Consider the following 17,296-nt stretch of genomic DNA (forward strand, 5'->3'; position numbering starts at 1 on the left):
CGGCGCTCATTGCGCCTCGTTGATGCAGCGCAGGTAGTCGCGCGTGGCGGCCGTATAGCCAAGCTCGAGCGCGTCGGCCACGAAGGCATGGCCGATCGAGACCTCCTGCACGCCAGGCACGGCACGCAGGAAAGCCGTCAGGTTGTCGCGGCTCAGGTCGTGGCCGGCGTTGATGCCCAGGCCTGCGGCATGGGCCGCGCGCGCCGTGTCGGCATAACGCTGGAGCACGGCCTTCTCGTCGGGCGTTCCGCGCGATGCGGCATAGCCTTCGGTGTAGAGCTCGACGCGGTCGGCGCCCACGGCCTTGACCGCCGCCATCATTTCGGGAATCGGGTCCATGAACAGGCTGACGCGCACGCCCAGCGCCTTGGCTTCGGCGATCAGGGGGCGCAGGCGCTCGGCGTCGTCGGGGAAGGTCCAGCCGTGGTCGCTGGTCGACTGGGTTTCGCTGTCGGGCACGAAGGTGGCCTGGTGCGGCCTCAGCGTGCGCACGAAATCCATCAGGTTCTGGAAGGGGTTGCCTTCGATATTGAATTCGATCGCGGGCCAGTCTTTGGCGAGCAGCGCCGACAGGTCGCTCACGTCGTGTGCGCGAATGTGGCGGGCATCGGGCCGCGGGTGCACTGTGATGCCGTGCGCGCCGGCTGCCAGGCAGGCCTGGGCAGCTTTCACCACACTCGGGATGCCCAGGTGGCGCGTGTTGCGGACCAGGGCCACCTTGTTGAGGTTGACGGACAGCGAGGTGGCAGTGCCGGTGGTGCCTGAAGTGCTCATAGTGCTTGCAGATCTCTCATCATTTGCCGCGTGCGCAGCGTGGACACGCCGCAATGGTAGTTGAGCAAGGTGCGCAACTGGTTTCGCAGGGCACTGTTGCTGCCGGCGTTCATGGTGGCAATTTCACGCAACGTGGCGGTAAAAGGGGCGCGGTCGTCGAGAACTGCCTGCAGAGCCTGCCAGTCGGCGCCATTCAGCGCGGCCTCGTCGTCGGCGGCTTGGCGCAGGCCGGCTTCCGGCACGAGGCTGTAGCGCTGCTCGGCGGCAAGCGGCTCCAGCGTGAGGGTCTGCACATCGAGCGACGGCAGCAGGCCGACCTCGCGCAGCAGCAGCAACTCGAAAGCACGCAGCGCAGCAGCCTGGGTCGCGGCCTGCGCGCCGACGTGATCGCCTGCCAGCACCTGAACGACCCCGGCGTAGGCATCGAACAGCGCTTCATGGGCATCGTCACGCGCCAGCAGGCGCAGCAGCAGCTCGTTGACGTAATAGCCCGACAGCAGCGCCTCGCCGGTCGGCATCACATGGCCGCCCATCCATTCGGCGCCCTTGAGCGTGCGGATTTCGGCGTCGCCGCCGTAGTTGAGCTGCAGGGGCTGCAACGGCAGCAACACCGGCCGGAAGTTGGAACTCGGCCGCTTCGCCCCCTTTGCCACAAGCGCGATACGCCCGTGGTGGCGGGTGAAGACTTCGAGAATCAGGCTCGACTCGCTCCAGTCGTAGCGATGGAGCACATAGGCCGGTTCGTGCGAAACGCGGTGGGCAGCGGCCACTTCATTCGTAGCCGAACGAACGGACACGGGCTTCGTCGTCGGCCCAGCCCGAACGCACCTTCACCCACAGTTCGAGAAACACCTTGGCGTCGGCCAGCTTCTCGAGCTCGACGCGGGTTTCCATGCCGATGCGCTTGATGCGCTCGCCCTTGTCGCCGATCACCATGGCCTTGTGGCCGTCGCGTTCGACCACGATGGTGGCGGCAATGCGCAGCAGGCGCTTCTGGCCCTTCTTCTGGGGCGGCTCTTCCTCGAATTTGTCGATGATGACGGTCGAGGTGTAGGGCAGCTCGTCGCCGGTGAGGCGGAACAGCTTCTCGCGCACGAGTTCGCCGGCAAGGAATTTCTCGCTGCGATCGGTCAGTTCGTCCTCGTCGTAGAACCAGGGCTGTTCGGGCAGGTACTTCTCGCAGATGCCGAACAGGCGCTCGACGTCCTTGGCATTCTTCGCCGACATGGGCACGAACTCGGCGAAGCTGTGCTTTTCCTGCATGGTCTTCAGCCAGGGCGCGATGTCGCCGCGGCGGTGCACGTTGTCGAGCTTGTTGGCCAGCAACACGGTCGGAATGCCCTTGCCGAGCAGCTTGAGCACGCGCTCGTCGGCCGGCGTGAAGCTGCCGGCCTCGACCACGAAAAGAATCAGGTCCACATCGCCGACCGCGCCCTGCACCGTCTTGTTGAGCGACTTGTTCAGCGCGTTGGCGTGCAGGGTCTGGAAGCCCGGCGTGTCGACGAACACGAACTGCGTGGCGCCCAGCGTGCGCATGCCGGTGATGCGGTGGCGCGTGGTCTGCGCCTTGCGCGAGGTGATGCTGATCTTCTGGCCGACCAACGCATTGAGCAGCGTCGACTTGCCTACATTGGGCTTGCCGACGATGGCGATGAGGCCGCAGTGTTGGGGTCCGGTGGCAGGCGCATCGCCTGCAGTGTCTTCGGGTTCCGCTACGGGATTGATAGCATCGTTCATTCTGGTTTCACGCGGTGCCGCGTGCCTTGAGCCGGATCAACATGGCGGCCGCAGCCGCCTGCTCGCCGGCGCGGCGCGAGCCGCCGATGCCGCGTTCGCGAAGCCCCAACTCGGGCACCTCGCACTCGACATCAAAAGTCTGCTTGTGCGCTGCGCCCAGTGTGGCGGCCACGCGATACACCGGCAGCTTCATTTTGTGACCCTGCAGCCATTCCTGCAATTCGGTCTTGGGATCCTTGGCTGCGGCTTCCATGCGCGGATTGATTTCGACCGCCTCGTAGAGCCGGTGCACCAGCGACTGTGCGGCCGCAAAGCCGGCGTCGAGATAGACGGCGCCGATCAGCGCCTCGAGCGCGTCGGCCAGGATCGACGGCCGGTTGGGCCCGCCCGAGCGCGCCTCGCCTTCGCCGAGCCGCAGCAGCGGCGACAGCGCCAGCCCTACCGCCAGGCGGTGCAGGGTGTCCTGCTTGACCAGGTTGGCCCGCACGCGCGACAGGTCGCCTTCGGGCAGAGCCGACAGGCGCATGTAGAGCAGGTGCGAGACCGCCAGGTTCAGCACCGAGTCGCCGAGAAATTCAAGGCGCTCGTTGTGGTCGGCCGAGAAGCTGCGATGCGTGAGCGCGAGCTGGAGCAGCCGCGGATCGGAGAAGGTGTGCTGGAGGCGCGCCTGCAGCGCGGCGAGGCTGCCCTCCACCTTTTTGGGCGCCGTGTTCAGCGGGATTCGCCCTTGTACTTGAGCGTCAGGTAGGCCGGGCCGAACAGGGGGATCTCACGCTCGTACGAGTACGACACGACCACCTTGTCGCCGACCTTCTTGATGTCGAGATCCTTGCCGCTGACCGACTTGAAGTCGTCGATGGCCTGGGCACGATCGAAGATGGCGCGCACTTCAGGCACGGTCGTGCCTTCCTTGGCCTTGTTGACCGCCTTGTCGATGGCCTGCCATTCGATCAGCGTCGGGATGACCTGCGCGATGACCACGCCCAGACACCCGAGCACGACCGCGACGAACACCAAGCCGATGAACGAAATGCCGCGTTGTTGCGCAGCCCTGCTGCGAACGAACCGATGTGTTCTCATGCCCTCATACCCCTCGAACTGAACTATTCAGATGAATGCTTATTGAAACGGACCGATGCGACCCAGATCGCCGAAGTTCATCCAGACGAAGAACGCCCTGCCCACGATGTTCTTGTCCGGCACAAAGCCCCAGAAACGCGAGTCCGCCGAATTATCGCGGTTGTCGCCCATCATGAAATAGTTGCCGGCCGGCACCTTGCAGACCACACCCTCGACCGAGTAGCGGCAGTTTTCGATGCCCGGGAAATTGAAGCCACTGGCACCGGGAACGTAGGATGGCGTGGTTTCGTCGTTGAGGATCTTGTGCTGCTTGCCGCCGAGGTTCTCGGTGTACTGCTTGAGCAGGCGCATCGATTCGCCGTCGAGGTAGTCGGCATCCGACTCCTTGGACACCGGCTGGCCGTTGATCGTGAGCTTCTTGTTCAGGTAGGCCACCTCGTCGCCCGGGACGCCGACCACGCGCTTGATGTAGTCCATGCTCGGCTTGGGCGGGTAGCGGAACACCACCACGTCGCCGCGCGCCAGCGGCGTACCGTCGGTGATCTTGGTGTTGATCACGGGCAGGCGCAGACCGTAGGTGAACTTGTTGACCAGGATCAGGTCGCCGGTCAGCAGCGTGGGCATCATCGAGCCCGACGGGATCTTGAAAGGCTCGTAGAGGAACGAGCGCAGCAGGAACACCACCAGGATCACAGGGAACAGGCCGGCGGTCCAGTCGAGCCACCAGGGCTGCATCAGCAGCCGTTCGCTCGCCTTCGCGTCGGCCGTGTCGACCTGCTTGATACCCTGCTCGGACAGGCGCGCATTGCGCTCGGTCAGCGAAGCTTCCAGCTTGGCGGCGGCCTGTTCGCGCCGGGGCAGGAAATAGAAGCGCTCGGCCAGCCAGTAGAGGCCGGTGACCACCGTCGCCAGGAACAGCAGCAAGGCAAAGTTGCCTTCGATCGCGTTGAAATACCAGGCGCCGACATAGGCGGCGAAGGCCGCGAGGACCAGGGTGGTGATGAATGCCATTTTTTTGATCAGTCTTCGACTTGCAGAATGGCGAGGAAGGCCTCTTGCGGGACCTCGACGGAGCCGATCTGCTTCATTCTTTTCTTGCCCGCCTTCTGCTTCTCGAGCAGCTTCTTCTTGCGGGTGATGTCGCCGCCATAGCACTTGGCCAGCACGTTCTTGCGAAGCGCCTTGATTGTCTCACGCGCAATGATGGTGACGCCGATGGCCGCCTGGATCGCAACGTCGTACATCTGGCGCGAAATGATCTCGCGCATCTTCGACACCACGGCCCGGCCGCGGTACTGCGACTGGCTGCGGTGCACGATGATCGACAGCGCGTCGACCTTGTCGCCGTTGAGCAGGATGTCGACCTTCACCACGTCGGACGCGCGGTACTCCTTGAACTCGTAGTCCATCGAGGCGTAGCCCCGGCTCACCGATTTCAGCTTGTCGAAGAAGTCGAGCACGATCTCGCCGAGCGGCATCTCGTAGGTCAGCATGACCTGGCGGCCGTGGTAGGCCATGTTCATCTGCACGCCACGCTTCTGGTTCGCCAGCGTCATGACGGAGCCGACGTATTCCTGCGGCATGTAGAGATGAACGGTGACGATCGGCTCGCGGATCTCCGCCATCCTGCCAACGTCGGGCATCTTGGACGGATTCTCGACCATGATCACTTCGCCGTCGTTCTTGACCACCTGATAGACCACGCTCGGCGCGGTCGTGATCAGGTCCTGGTCGAACTCGCGCTCCAGGCGCTCCTGCACGATTTCCATGTGCAGCAAGCCGAGGAAGCCGCAGCGGAAGCCGAAGCCGAGCGCCTGGCTCACCTCGGGCTCGTAGCGCAGCGACGAATCGTTGAGCTTGAGCTTTTCGAGTGCGTCGCGCAGCGAGTCGTACTCGCTCGCTTCGGTCGGGTACAAGCCCGCGAACACCTGCGGCTGGATTTCCTTGAAGCCGGGCAGCGCCTCGGTCGCCGTTGCCGCAGCGCCACCGGTGCCGGCCTTGATCAGCGTGACCGTGTCGCCGACCTTTGCAGCCTGCAGCTCCTTGATGCCCGCGATGATGTAGCCCACCTCGCCCGCTTCGAGCGAATTGCGGGGTTCGTTGGCGGGCGTGAAGACGCCGACGCTGTCGGCGTTGTACATCGCACCCGACGCCATCATCTTGATGCGATCACCCTTCGCGAGCCGGCCGTCGACCACGCGCACCAGCATGACGACGCCGACGTACGGGTCGAACCAGCTGTCGACGATCATCGCGCGCAGCGGGCCGTCGGGGTTGCCGCGCGGCGCGGGCATCCTGGCAACGATGGCTTCGAGAATGTCGTCGATGCCCACGCCGGTCTTTGCCGAGCACGGGATCGCATTGGTTGCGTCGATGCCGATCACGTCTTCGATTTCGGTGCGCGCGTTGTCGAGGTCCGCGTTGGGCAGATCGATCTTGTTGAGCACGGGCACCACTTCGACTCCGAGGTCGAGCGCGGTGTAGCAGTTGGCCACTGTCTGCGCTTCGACACCTTGCGATGCATCGACGACGAGCAGTGCGCCTTCGCACGCCGACAGCGAGCGGCTCACTTCATACGAGAAGTCGACGTGGCCCGGCGTGTCGATCAGATTGAGGTTGTAGACCTGCCCATCGAGTGCCTTGTAGTGCAGCGCAGCGGTCTGCGCCTTGATGGTTATCCCACGCTCTTTTTCGATGTCCATCGAGTCGAGCACCTGCGCTTCCATCTCGCGGTCTGCGAGGCCGCCGCAACGCTGGATCAAACGGTCTGCGAGCGTCGACTTGCCATGGTCGATGTGCGCAATGATCGAAAAATTTCTGATGTGATTCATCAACGGGAACGCTTAAGTACTTGAATTGGCTCGTGCGCAGAGTGCGACAGGCAAGAAAAAAGGGCGCGTCTTCTGGAGACGCGCCCTGAACCAACAAGCAATGGCAACTGCAGTAGTTGGAACTTCATTGTAGGCAAAAAGGGAAGCGCGTACATCCGGGAACGGGGTCCAAAGGGGTCGTTGCAGGTCCACAACATGAAAGATATGAACAGGTTATCAACAGGATCGGTGGAGCGGTCACTGAACAACTTGTGGGCGATCTGTGGAGCACCGGTGGACTGCTGTCTGACATCTCGCATGGTGAAGGTCAGGGCACTCCTTATGCGCCGACCGACCGCCGAGAGCGCCCTATTCTACCGAAATCCGTCCTTAGCCTCTTTAAAAGTTAGTGAGCACAAACAAAAATCGGCATTTCCGAGCCCTCAGATTTTTTTAGAGGCCGGCGCCTGAACGTCGTAAACACCTCAAAAAAACGGCCCCAAACCCGACTGCCGGGTGGGGCCACTTGACGCCAGCGCCAGATCAGCGTGCAGGGCGAATCAGCGCGTACTGCGCCCAATCGCCACGGCGGAACAGCACGCTGAGCGCCTTGCTCTTGTCGGCCTTGCCGATGGCGGACTCGAATTCGCGCGCATTCGACACCTCGACATTGCCAACCGACAGGATGATGTCGCCCTCGCGCAGGCCTGCACGGGCAGCAGCGTCACTGGCAGCATCGACCTTCACGCCGCCCTTCAGCTTGAGTTCTTTCTTCTGCGCGTCGGTGAGATCGCTCACAGCCAGACCGAGCGACTTGGCGGCTGCAGATGCGGGCGGCTTCGGCGCCGGCTCGTCGCGGTCGCCCGCACGCTTGCCCGGCTTGTCGGGCTCGATCTCGGCAATGGTCACGCTGAGGTCGCGCGAAGCGCCGCGGCGGAATACGGTGAGCGTGCTCTTGGTGCCCGGCTTGGTGTTGCCCACCAGGCGCGGCAGGTCGCTCGGCTTCTCGATGGGCTTGCCGTCGAACTTGGTGATGACGTCGCCCGGCTCGACACCGGCCTTTTCGCCCGGCGAGCCGGCTTCGACGCCGCGCACCAGCGCACCCTGTGCCTTGCCCAGGCCGATGGCCTCGGCCACGTCCTTGGTGACCTGGTCGATCTGCACGCCGATGCGGCCGCGCGAAACGCGGCCCGAGGTGCGCAGCTGATCGCTCACGCGAATCGCCTCGTCGATCGGGATCGAGAACGAGATGCCCATGAAGCCGCCCGAGCGCGAGTAGATCTGGCTGTTGATGCCGACCACTTCGCCGCGCATGTTGATCAGCGGGCCGCCCGAGTTGCCGGGATTGATGGCCACGTCGGTCTGGATGAACGGCAGGTACTCGCCGGTGTCGCGCTGCTTGGCGCTCACGATGCCGGCCGTGACGGTGTTCTCGAGGCCGAAGGGCGAACCGATGGCCATCACCCATTCGCCGACACGCAGCTTGGAGATGTCGCCAACCTTCACCGCTGGCAGGCCGGTGGCCTCGATCTTGACGACCGCGACGTCGGTGCGCTTGTCGGCGCCAACGATCTTGGCCTTGAACTCGCGCTTGTCGGGCAACGTGACCAGCACTTCGGAAGCGTCTTCGACCACGTGCGCATTGGTCATCACATAGCCGTCGGCTGTCAGGATGAAGCCGGATCCGACGCCACGCGGACGCTCTTCTTCCTGCGGCTGCTGCGGGCGCTTCGGGGTCGGGCCCTGACGCGGTTGGCCAGGCAGAGGCTGGCCGAAGAAACGGCGGAAGAACTCCTGCATCTCCTCGTCCATCTCGCCATTGCCACCGCGCTGGGCAACCTTCTCGACGGTGCGGATGTTGACGACGGAAGGGCCGACCTGGTCGACCAGATCGGTGAAATCGGGCAGCGTGCGTGTTTGCGCATGGACCGGCTCGACCGGAAGGAATGTGGCGCTTGCAGTCAGTGCGAGCGCGCAAGCCAGCAGACCGGAACGAAGCTTGTGTCCCTCGACTTTGAAGATCATCGGTTTTCTTTCAAAAGAACAGAGCGGCTGAAAACAAGTGCTATGAGTTTGCGCTGTGTGCTTGGTTCAGCGCAATTGGCGCCTATTTGGCCTGTCAGCGCGTGCGCGCGAGGCTTTGGGCGAATGCATTGAGCGTCTGCTGCGGCACCTCGCCGACTGCGGTCAGCCACCAGTCGCTGGCCGGCTCGGGCAGGCGCCGACGGATGGCGTTGGTCGCTCCGATGGTCAGCACGCCGTCGCGGGGCGCGCGCGCTGCGTCGTAGCGCTCGATGAAAAGCGACACCGAGGCGAGGCCATCGGAGAAGGTCCACTGGACCGTGGCCGCGTCCTGCTTCGACTTGCCGCTGCTGTCGCCATCACCGCCCGCTGTCGGGCGACGGAAGAAGCTTCGGGGCTTAAATCCGGCCACAGGCGTGCGCAGCGTCCAGCCTTCGTCCTGCGCATTGCTGCGCTCGAGCTCCAGCTTCTCGATGCGGTAGCCGGAGGTGTTGGACATCATCTGGGAGAGCGCCTGCGCCTTCACCGGCGCGTCGAGCTGCAGCTCGGAAAACGCCGACTGCTCCACCACGCGGGAGTCGCCGTCAATGGTCTGCAGCTTCACCACCAGGCCCGAACGGCGCTCGCTCCAGATGCGATAGCCGAAGCGCAGCGCGTCGTGCGGCACCAGTTGCACCACGTCGGCATCGAAGCCGGCCACGCGGTCCTTGCCGATCGCGCGCACGTCGTAGAAATCGCCAATCGACGAATCGGGCTTGTCCGGCAGGTTCGGGAAGAGATCGAGGTTCTCGCGCTTCTCGACCTTCACCACCTTCGCCTCCGGCAGGAAGGTCATGACATTGCGGTTACGCCGGAAGGTCGAGCGCGGCGGCCCCGAGAGAGCTTCGATGCGTTCGATCTGATGCTCGCCGTCGCGCACATGCCAGATGCGTGCGCTCGACAGGTCGCCGCCCGGCGCCGACACCACGAAGGTGCCCACGTAATTGCGCTGCCGGGCGCCCGCGTGCATGCGCTGCAACCACTCGGTCACGCTCATGGCCGGTGGCTCGTCCGTCTGCGCAGTTGCCGCGCTCTTCGTATTCGCAGCGCCCGAGCGGGTCTGCGCGGTGGCAGTCTGCGCAAGGCAAAAAGCAGCAAACACAAGCACGAAAGCGCGCGCGGAGATCGGCATCGGAACGGTCATTACGGGCAGCTAGGGGTGCGCGCACTCAGCGCGTCGGGCCCTCGAAGGTGGCATTGCGCAGGAAACCGGAAGGCATTTGCGAAGCACCGCCGGCTTGCTGATGCGCTTCGAGCAGTTGATCGAGCCGCGGGTCACGCAGCATGACCTGCGGATTGCCGTTACCCACGATCACGCGAGTCGGGGTCAGCGTGTTGCTCGCGGGTTGCGGGCTGTTGACCGCTGCCGCCGCCAACACCGAATTGACCGCCGGCTGCTGTTGCTGCTGGACTGAAGCCAGTTGCGCGCCGCTCTGCGGCACCGCTGTGCCGTTGCCGACCAGGGTCCAGCTGATGGCAGCCACGGCCATCAGCGACGCGGCACCAGCCACAAGCTTCCAGCGGAACACAGGCTCGTTGGCCGCTTCCGCCCTGCGCTGCGCGGGCAGTGCCACCGGTGCGGCGACCGGCACCGGCATGGGGGCGACCATCACAGGCTCCGCCGCCAATCGCTGCTGGAAGCGCGCCAGGAATGCCGAGGTGTCGCTGCACGGCGAATGAGAGCCCGAACGCAGCACATCGCCCACCACGTGGTAGGCCTGCCATGCCGCGCGCGATTCGCCTTCGGCGCAGACAGCTTCGATCGCCTGCGCGAACGCCTCGCCCTGCAAATGACCATCCGCAAGTGCGGACACCTGTTCCCGAACCGTCATCGTCTGATTCATTTCATTCACCTGCTTACTTACCAACGCTTGCCGGACTGGTTGTCCAGCAGCGGCTTGACCCTGGCCGAAATGGCCTCGCGCGCCCGGAAAATACGCGAACGCACCGTGCCGATAGGGCAATCCATGACCTCGGCAATCTCTTCGTAACTCATGCCCTCGATTTCGCGCAGCGTGACCGCCTGGCGCAACTCGGCAGGGAGTGCTTCCATGGCCGCCTCGACGGCACTGGCGATTTCATTCGCCGCCATGACCGATTCGGGGGTTTCGTCGGTGGTTGGTTCGTTTCCGGGACGGTAAGTTTCATCGTCGTCCTCAGAAGAAGGCCTGAGAGCGGCCTCGGAGACAGTCGGATCGCGCTTCATGTCCACCAGCGCCTTCTTGGCGGTGTTGACGGCGATCCGGTAGAGCCAGGTGTAGAACTGCGCCTCACCGCGGAACTGGTGCAGCGCGCGATACGCGCGAATGAAGGTTTCCTGCGCAATGTCCTCGACCAGGTCGACATCGCGCACCATCCGCCCGATCAGGCGCTCGATGCGGCGCTGGTACTTGATGACCAGCAACTCGAATGCCTTCTGGTCGCCCGCGACGGTGCGCTGGACCAGCTGGAAATCGACCTCGCCCGGACGCACCACGGCGGGCGCATCGTTCAGGCCGGAATCCGGCGGCACAGGCGGAGAAGTGGTCATCGACGGAGGATCAGGGCGCGTCGGCGGGAGCCGTCGCGCGCCAGGGGTCGCCCGCAGGTGCTGCGGACGGGGGGCGCGAATATACCGCACGGCGCACGTCGCGCCAGCGCTCAGGCATGGCCCGCTGCTCGATCCAGACCCAGCGGCGGGCGCGGCCCGGCTCGCTGAGCCGCACCAGCATCAGCGACTGGAAATCGAGCGCCACGAACGCCCTGGCAGCATGCACGGCCCGGGAGGCATGGCCTCCCGTCAACGACCAGTAGAGGCCGTCGAAATGCAGAACGCCCGCGCCATCGCGTCGCAAGCCGAAGCCCGCGGCGACACCTGCAAACACGACACTGAGAACCAGCAGCAGCTGGCGCCATCCGGCGCTATCGAAGAGATAGCAAGATGCACCCGCACAGCAAGCGCCCAGGGCCCAGAGGACAACGAGAATCCGGGTTGCGCCACGCGAGCGCCCCACCGGATAGGTCACCGACGGTGCGCTGTGCATGAAAGAGCGGTGCTCAAGCGCGCTTGAACACCAGCGTGCCGTTGGTGCCGCCGAAGCCGAAGTTGTTCTTGACCGCGACGTCGATCTTCAGATCGCGCGCCTCGTTGGCGCAGTAGTCGAGATCGCATTCCGGATCCTGATTGAAGATGTTGATGGTCGGCGGGCTCTTCTGCTCGTGCAGCGCCAGCACCGTGAACACCGATTCGATGCCGCCCGCGCCGCCCAGCAAATGGCCGGTCATGGACTTGGTCGAATTGACGACGAGCTTCTTCGCGTGATCGCCGAATGCCAGCTTGACCGCATTGGTCTCGTTGACGTCGCCGATCTGCGTCGAAGTGCCGTGCGCATTGAGGTACTGCACCTGATCAGCATTGACACCGGCATTGGCCAGCGCCATGGCCATCGAGCGGCGCGGGCCGTCGACGTCGGGCGCGGTCATGTGATACGCGTCGCCCGTCAGGCCAAAGCCCGCGACTTCCGCGTAGATCTTGGCACCACGTGCCTTGGCGTGTTCGTATTCTTCGAGCACCAGCACGCCGGCCCCCTCGCCCAGCACGAAGCCGTCGCGGTCCTTGTCCCACGGACGCGAGGCCGTGGCGGGATCGTCGTTGCGGGTGCTCAGCGCGCGAGGCGCGGTGAAGCCGCCGATGCCGAGCGGAGAAATGGTCGACTCCGCGCCACCCGCGATCATCACGTCGGCATCGCCGTACTCGATCATGCGTGCCGACGTGCCAATGGCATGCAGGCCCGTGGTGCAGGCGGTCACGACCGCGATGTTCGGGCCCTTGAAGCCGTACTTGATCGAGACGTGGCCCGAGATCATGTTGATGATCGATGCCGGCACGAAGAACGGCGAGACGCGGCGCGGGCCGCGGCTCATCAGTTCGCCGTGCGTCTCTTCGATCATCGGCAGGCCGCCGATGCCGGAGCCGATGTTGCATCCGATGCGCACGGCTTTTTCATAGGACAGCGCTTCGCCGGTCGGCAGTCCGCTGTCCTGCACCGCCTGGATGGCGGCGGCGAGACCCAGATGAATGAAGCGGTCCATGTGGCGCGCTTCTTTCTCCGAGATGTATTGGGTGATGTCGAAACCCTTGACCTCACCGGCGAACTTGCAGGCGAAGGCGCTTGCATCGAACGCGGTGATGTTCGCAATACCCGACTTCCCGGCCAACAGGTTGGCCCAGGATTCGGTTGCGGTGTTTCCGACAGGAGCGATGCAACCGAGTCCGGTCACGACGACGCGGCGTTTGGTCATGCCGGCAAACCTTTCTGGAAGCGCTGAACAGTTGCCTGTCGGCGCGTGCGGTTTTTAAAGGAAAAGCCGCCGGCCGCAGTTGCAGTGTTGTCAGCTGGCCTATCAGGCCTTTTGATTCTTGGTGGCGTAGTCGACGGCGTTTTGCACCGTGGTGATCTTCTCGGCATCTTCGTCGGGAATTTCGATGCCGAATTCGTCTTCGAGTGCCATCACGAGTTCGACCGTGTCGAGCGAGTCAGCGCCGAGGTCGGCCACGAAAGCCTTTTCGTTCGTCACTTGGGACTCTTCCACGCCGAGCTGCTCGGCGATGATTTTCTTGACACGTGCTTCGATATCGCTCATTTGGTTCCCTCTGAGGGTTGTAGGTAATCGGTGGATTTTAGCCGGGCGCATTGTGGCATTTGCCGCGCGTCCGGTACGGGAAAAACTTGCGCCTTGCGGCTACATGTGCATGCCGCCGTTGACGTGCAGCTCTTGCCCCGTGACGTAGGACGCCTGGGGCGATGCGAGGTAAGCCACCGCGTGCGCGATGTCGGCCGGCTTGCCCAGATGGCCCAGCGGGATCTGCTGGAGCAGCGCCTGTTGCTGGGCTTCGGGGAGGCTGGCCGTCATGTCGGTTTCGATGAAACCGGGTGCGACGCAGTTGACGGTGATGTTGCGGCTGCCCAGTTCGCGGGCCAGCGCACGGGTCATGCCCGCGACGCCTGCCTTGGCAGCGGCGTAGTTGGCCTGGCCGGCATTACCGGAAGCGCCGACCACGCTGGTGATGCTGATGATGCGGCCGTAGCGCTGCTTCATCATCGGGCGGATCACCGCGCGCGAGAGGGAGAAGACCGCCTTGAGATTGGTGTCGAGCACCGCGTCCCAGTCGCTGTCCTTCATGCGCATGGCGAGCGTGTCGCGCGTGATGCCGGCGTTGTTCACCAGCACGTGGATGGCGCCGTAGGCCTGCACGATCTCGTCGATCAGGGCCTCGACGGCGGCGCCGTCGTTCACGTCGAGCGCACGACCGCGGCCGCCGTAGGCGCTCAGGGCCGACGTGATCTTGGCCGCGCCATCGTCGGTGGTGCCGGTGCCCACGACCTTGAGGCCGCGCTGCGCCAGCTCCAACGCGATCGCCGCGCCGATGCCGCGCGTTGCGCCGGTGACCAGGGCGACTTGCCCTTCAAATTTGGGAATGCTCATAAGAAAAAGTGTCGGAGCCTTGCGCCGGTCAGCCGGCGAGCGATTGTCGGGTGTCCGCGAGCGTGGCCGGGTCGTACACCGACGCGGCTTCCAGATCGGGGGAGATGCGCTTCACCATGCCGGCCAGCACCTTGCCGGGACCGCACTCGATGATGGCGGCTACACCGCGCAGTTTCAAGGCCTGCACGCTCTCGACCCAGCGCACCGGGCCGGCGGCCTGGCGCACCAGGGCGTCGCGGATGCGGTCGGCATCGGTCTCGATGGCGACGTCGATGTTGTTCAGCACCGGAATTTGCGGCGTGGCCAGCGTGATGGAAGCCAGCTTGTCGCGCAGCGCTTCCGCGGCAGGTTTCATGAGGCTCGAATGGAAAGGCGCCGAAACCGGCAACAGCAGCGCCCGCTTGGCGCCGTTGGCCTTGAGCAGTTCGCAGGCCTTGTCGACCGCGGCCTTGCTGCCGGCGATCACTGTCTGCATGGGGTCGTTGAAATTCACCGCCTCGACGATTTCCGCGCTGCCAGAGCCAAAGCTGGCAGTGGCTTCCGCGCAGCCTGCCACCACCTTGCCCGACTCCATGCCGAGCACCGCAGCCATCGCGCCGACACCGACGGGCACCGCCTGTTGCATCGCTTGCGCGCGGAAACGCACGAGCGGCGCAGCCTGCGCGAGCGTCAGAACACCCGAAGCCACCAGCGCCGAATACTCGCCGAGCGAATGACCAGCCACCACAGAAGGCGCGGCACCACCCTCGGCCAACCAGGCGCGCCATGCAGCAACACCAGCCACCAGCATCACGGGCTGAGTGTTGGTGGTGAGCGCCAGCTCTTCCTTGGGGCCGTTCTTGATCAGCGCGCCGACGTCTTCGCCGAGCGCTTCGGAAGCTTCGCGCAGCGTTTCAGCCACGGTCGGGTGATCGCCCCAGGCGTCGAGCATGCCGACCGCCTGCGAGCCCTGACCCGGAAAGACAAAAGCAAAGGATTTCATTGTTGTATGCGCCATCTCGCATCGCGGCCGCCCTCTTCCAGGGCGACGCAACGCACTACAGATTCAATAGCACCGCGCCCCAGGTGAAGCCGCCACCCACGCCTTCGAGCATGAGCGTTTCGCCTTTCTTCACCTTGCCGGAGCGCACGGCCTCGTCGAGCGCCAGCGGAATCGAGGCGGCGGAAGTATTGCCGTGCTCGTTCACCGTGACGATCAGCTTCTCGCGCGGAAGCTTCAGCTTCTTCGCCGTGCCTTCCATGATGCGGATGTTGGCCTGATGCGGAATAAGCCAGTCGATGTCGGTGTCGACCTTGCCGGCCTTGGCCAGCGTGGCGCGCGCAGCCTCTTCGAGCACGCGGACCGCGAGCTTGAAGACAGCCTGGCCGTCCATGTGCAGCAGCGGCGTGCCCAGCACATTGCCGCCTGAAACGTGGCCTGGCACGCAAAGAATGCCGACGTGCTTGCCATCGGCATGCAGGTCGCTGGCCAAGATGCCGGGCTCTTCGCTGGCTTCAAGCACCACCGCGCCCGCGCCATCGCCGAACAGCACGCAGGTGGTGCGGTCGTTGAAATCGAGGATGCGGGAGAACACTTCGGCACCCACCACCAGCGCGCAACGCGCTGTGCCCGTGCGGATCATCGCGTCGGCGACGGTCAGTGCGTAGACGAAACCACTGCAAACCGCCTGGACGTCGAATGCCGGGCAGCCGGCAATGCCGAGCTTGTTCTGGAGAATGGCGGCCGACGACGGAAACACCATATCGGGCGTCGAGGTCGCGACGATGATCAGGTCGATGTCGCTGGCTTTACGGCCGGCAGCCTCCAGGGCGTGTCGGGCCGCTTCAAGACCAAGGTCGCTGCTCGTGACATCCGGCGCGGCGAAGTGCCGAGCGTGGATGCCGGTGCGCTCGACGATCCACTGGTCGGAGGTTTCGATGCCTCGCGTCGCCAGATCCTTGGCGAGATCGTCATTGGTCACGCGGCGTGGGGGCAGATAGCTGCCGGTGCCGGTAATGCGTGAATAAGAAGGGGTCATCAAACGTGAAGGGCCGTCGCGTCGACCGGCGCCGCCGGTTCCTGTCGCGCTAGCAAAGGCGCGGCGTGGGCGATGCGGGCCCGCACGCGATCGAGCAGGTTGTTGCGAGCGGCATCATAAGCGCGATCCAGCGCATGGCCGAAAGCCACTTCGTCAGCCGAGCCATGGCTCTTGAAAACCAGGCCACGCAGCCCCAGCAAGGCTGCGCCGTTGTAGCGACGATGATCCAGGCGACTTTTGAACGCTTTTAGAACCGGATAGGCAACAATTGCCGCCACCTTGGTAAAAATGCTCCGAGAGAATTCGACGCGAATGAATTCACCGATCATTGAAGCCACGCCCTCGCTGGCCTTCAGAGCCACATTTCCGACGAAGCCGTCACAGACAACGATGTCGGTCGTGCCCTTGAAGATGTCGTTGCCTTCCACGTTGCCGTAGAAGTTCAGATCCTTGGAGTTGGCAGCTGTACGCAGCAGTTGGCTCGCTTTTTTGATCGTTTCACTGCCCTTGATGGCTTCCTCGCCGATATTGAGCAGGCCGACCGAGGGCGCCTCATTGCCAGTCAGCGCCGACACCAGGGCCGAGCCGAGCACGGCGAACTGGAGCAGGTCTTCGGCGTCGCAATCGACGTTCGCACCCAAATCGAGCACGGTCGTTGCCCCGCCCTTGGCATTAGGAAGCTGCGGTGCGATCGCGGGGCGATCAATGCCTTCGAGCGTCTTGAGCAGGTAGCGCGCAATCGCCATGAGGGCGCCGGTGTTGCCGGCGGAGATGGCGGCTTGGGCGGCGCCGTCCTTGACCTGCTGGATCGCGACGCGCATTGAAGAGTCTTTCTTCTTGCGCAGGGCGATTTCAACCGGGTCATCCATGCCCACCACTTCGCTTGCAGCGACGATGCGGGCACGCGGATGCGCGGCAAACCCCGCCAGTGCGGCCGGCGCGCCGACCAGCAACAACGAGGCTTCGCTGTGCCGCTCGAGAAACGCGCGGCAGGCCGCGAGCGTGACGCGCGGCCCATGATCGCCTCCCATGCAATCCACGGCGAGCGTGATTGCAGAAGGCGCAGCAGTGATTTCGGGGGAAGAAGGCGTAGCCATCAAAACAAAGGCCCGACGCTACAGCAGAAGTAGCTTCGGGCCTTGGCCTTGGAATGCGAGATCAGGCTTCAGACTTGTTCTTGAGCACCTGGCGGCCACGGTAGAAACCGTTGGGGCTGATGTGGTGGCGCAGGTGCGTTTCGCCGGTGGTCGGTTCCACGGCGATGCCGGGCACGACCAGCGCATTGTGGGAACGGTGCATGCCGCGCTTGGAAGGCGACTTCTTGTTTTGCTGGACGGCCATGATGGCTCC

Annotated in this window: 19 protein-coding genes; all 19 read right to left on the reverse strand. The window is 64.2% G+C overall.

The features are described 5' to 3' along the window. Positions 1–6: 6 nt before the first annotated feature. On the reverse strand, positions 7–774 hold the full coding sequence (locus tag ACZYSP_RS10050; protein WP_093075582.1) for a pyridoxine 5'-phosphate synthase: 768 nt from the start codon (positions 772–774) through the stop codon (positions 7–9). After that, positions 771–1,544: a DNA repair protein RecO gene (gene recO, locus ACZYSP_RS10055; RefSeq protein ID WP_093075584.1), complete on the reverse strand. Its 774-nt coding sequence runs from the start codon at positions 1,542–1,544 to the stop codon at positions 771–773. The genes ACZYSP_RS10050 and recO overlap by 4 nt, the downstream gene beginning before the upstream one ends. A 1-nt stretch (position 1,545) precedes the next feature. After that, positions 1,546–2,511, reverse strand: a complete 966-nt coding sequence (gene era, locus ACZYSP_RS10060) for a GTPase Era (protein WP_093075586.1) — start codon at positions 2,509–2,511, stop codon at positions 1,546–1,548. A 7-nt stretch (positions 2,512–2,518) separates the two neighbouring features. Beyond that, positions 2,519–3,205 carry a ribonuclease III gene (gene rnc / locus ACZYSP_RS10065; protein WP_093049449.1) on the reverse strand — a complete coding sequence of 229 codons (687 nt, stop codon included), beginning with the start codon at positions 3,203–3,205 and terminating at the stop codon, positions 2,519–2,521. 17 nt (positions 3,206–3,222) lie between these two features. Then, a complete protein-coding gene (locus ACZYSP_RS10070; RefSeq protein ID WP_093075587.1) occupies positions 3,223–3,591 on the reverse strand; it encodes a DUF4845 domain-containing protein in 369 nt (122 codons plus the stop codon). A 39-nt stretch (positions 3,592–3,630) separates the two neighbouring features. Beyond that, positions 3,631–4,602, reverse strand: a complete 972-nt coding sequence (gene lepB, locus ACZYSP_RS10075; protein WP_093049443.1) for a signal peptidase I — start codon at positions 4,600–4,602, stop codon at positions 3,631–3,633. Between the two features lie 8 nt (positions 4,603–4,610). Next, entirely contained in the window at positions 4,611–6,422 is a 1,812-nt protein-coding gene (lepA, locus tag ACZYSP_RS10080; protein WP_093049440.1) for a translation elongation factor 4, read from the reverse strand. Positions 6,423–6,944: 522 nt separating this feature from the next. Continuing rightward, complete coding sequence (locus ACZYSP_RS10085) at positions 6,945–8,426, reverse strand: DegQ family serine endoprotease (protein WP_093075590.1); 1,482 nt, start codon at positions 8,424–8,426, stop codon at positions 6,945–6,947. A gap of 94 nt (positions 8,427–8,520) precedes the next feature. Beyond that, a complete protein-coding gene (locus ACZYSP_RS10090; RefSeq protein WP_093049434.1) occupies positions 8,521–9,606 on the reverse strand; it encodes a MucB/RseB C-terminal domain-containing protein in 1,086 nt (361 codons plus the stop codon). Between the two features lie 25 nt (positions 9,607–9,631). Then, positions 9,632–10,306 carry a sigma-E factor negative regulatory protein gene (locus ACZYSP_RS10095; RefSeq protein WP_093075592.1) on the reverse strand — a complete coding sequence of 225 codons (675 nt, stop codon included), beginning with the start codon at positions 10,304–10,306 and terminating at the stop codon, positions 9,632–9,634. Positions 10,307–10,323: 17 nt separating this feature from the next. Next, entirely contained in the window at positions 10,324–10,992 is a 669-nt protein-coding gene (gene rpoE / locus ACZYSP_RS10100; RefSeq protein WP_093049428.1) for an RNA polymerase sigma factor RpoE, read from the reverse strand. Positions 10,993–11,002: 10 nt separating this feature from the next. Continuing rightward, a complete protein-coding gene (locus ACZYSP_RS10105; RefSeq protein WP_093049425.1) occupies positions 11,003–11,485 on the reverse strand; it encodes a hypothetical protein in 483 nt (160 codons plus the stop codon). Positions 11,486–11,498: 13 nt separating this feature from the next. Next, positions 11,499–12,743: a beta-ketoacyl-ACP synthase II gene (gene fabF, locus ACZYSP_RS10110; protein WP_093049422.1), complete on the reverse strand. Its 1,245-nt coding sequence runs from the start codon at positions 12,741–12,743 to the stop codon at positions 11,499–11,501. A 102-nt stretch (positions 12,744–12,845) separates the two neighbouring features. Then, complete coding sequence (gene acpP / locus ACZYSP_RS10115; protein WP_007830471.1) at positions 12,846–13,085, reverse strand: acyl carrier protein; 240 nt, start codon at positions 13,083–13,085, stop codon at positions 12,846–12,848. A 99-nt stretch (positions 13,086–13,184) separates the two neighbouring features. After that, entirely contained in the window at positions 13,185–13,928 is a 744-nt protein-coding gene (fabG, locus tag ACZYSP_RS10120; RefSeq protein WP_093049420.1) for a 3-oxoacyl-ACP reductase FabG, read from the reverse strand. A gap of 28 nt (positions 13,929–13,956) precedes the next feature. After that, positions 13,957–14,910, reverse strand: coding sequence for an ACP S-malonyltransferase (gene fabD, locus ACZYSP_RS10125; RefSeq protein WP_093075593.1), 954 nt, complete (start codon positions 14,908–14,910; stop codon positions 13,957–13,959). A gap of 55 nt (positions 14,911–14,965) precedes the next feature. After that, on the reverse strand, positions 14,966–15,946 hold the full coding sequence (locus ACZYSP_RS10130) for a beta-ketoacyl-ACP synthase III (RefSeq protein ID WP_093049413.1): 981 nt from the start codon (positions 15,944–15,946) through the stop codon (positions 14,966–14,968). Continuing rightward, on the reverse strand, positions 15,946–17,043 hold the full coding sequence (gene plsX / locus ACZYSP_RS10135) for a phosphate acyltransferase PlsX (protein ID WP_093049410.1): 1,098 nt from the start codon (positions 17,041–17,043) through the stop codon (positions 15,946–15,948). Before plsX ends, ACZYSP_RS10130 begins: the two co-directional genes overlap by 1 nt. Before the next feature lie 61 nt (positions 17,044–17,104). Next, positions 17,105–17,287, reverse strand: coding sequence for a 50S ribosomal protein L32 (rpmF, locus tag ACZYSP_RS10140; RefSeq protein ID WP_007830466.1), 183 nt, complete (start codon positions 17,285–17,287; stop codon positions 17,105–17,107). Between the last annotated feature and the right edge of the window lie 9 nt (positions 17,288–17,296).

The sequence above is a fragment of the Variovorax sp. F042 genome (assembly GCF_057814215.1).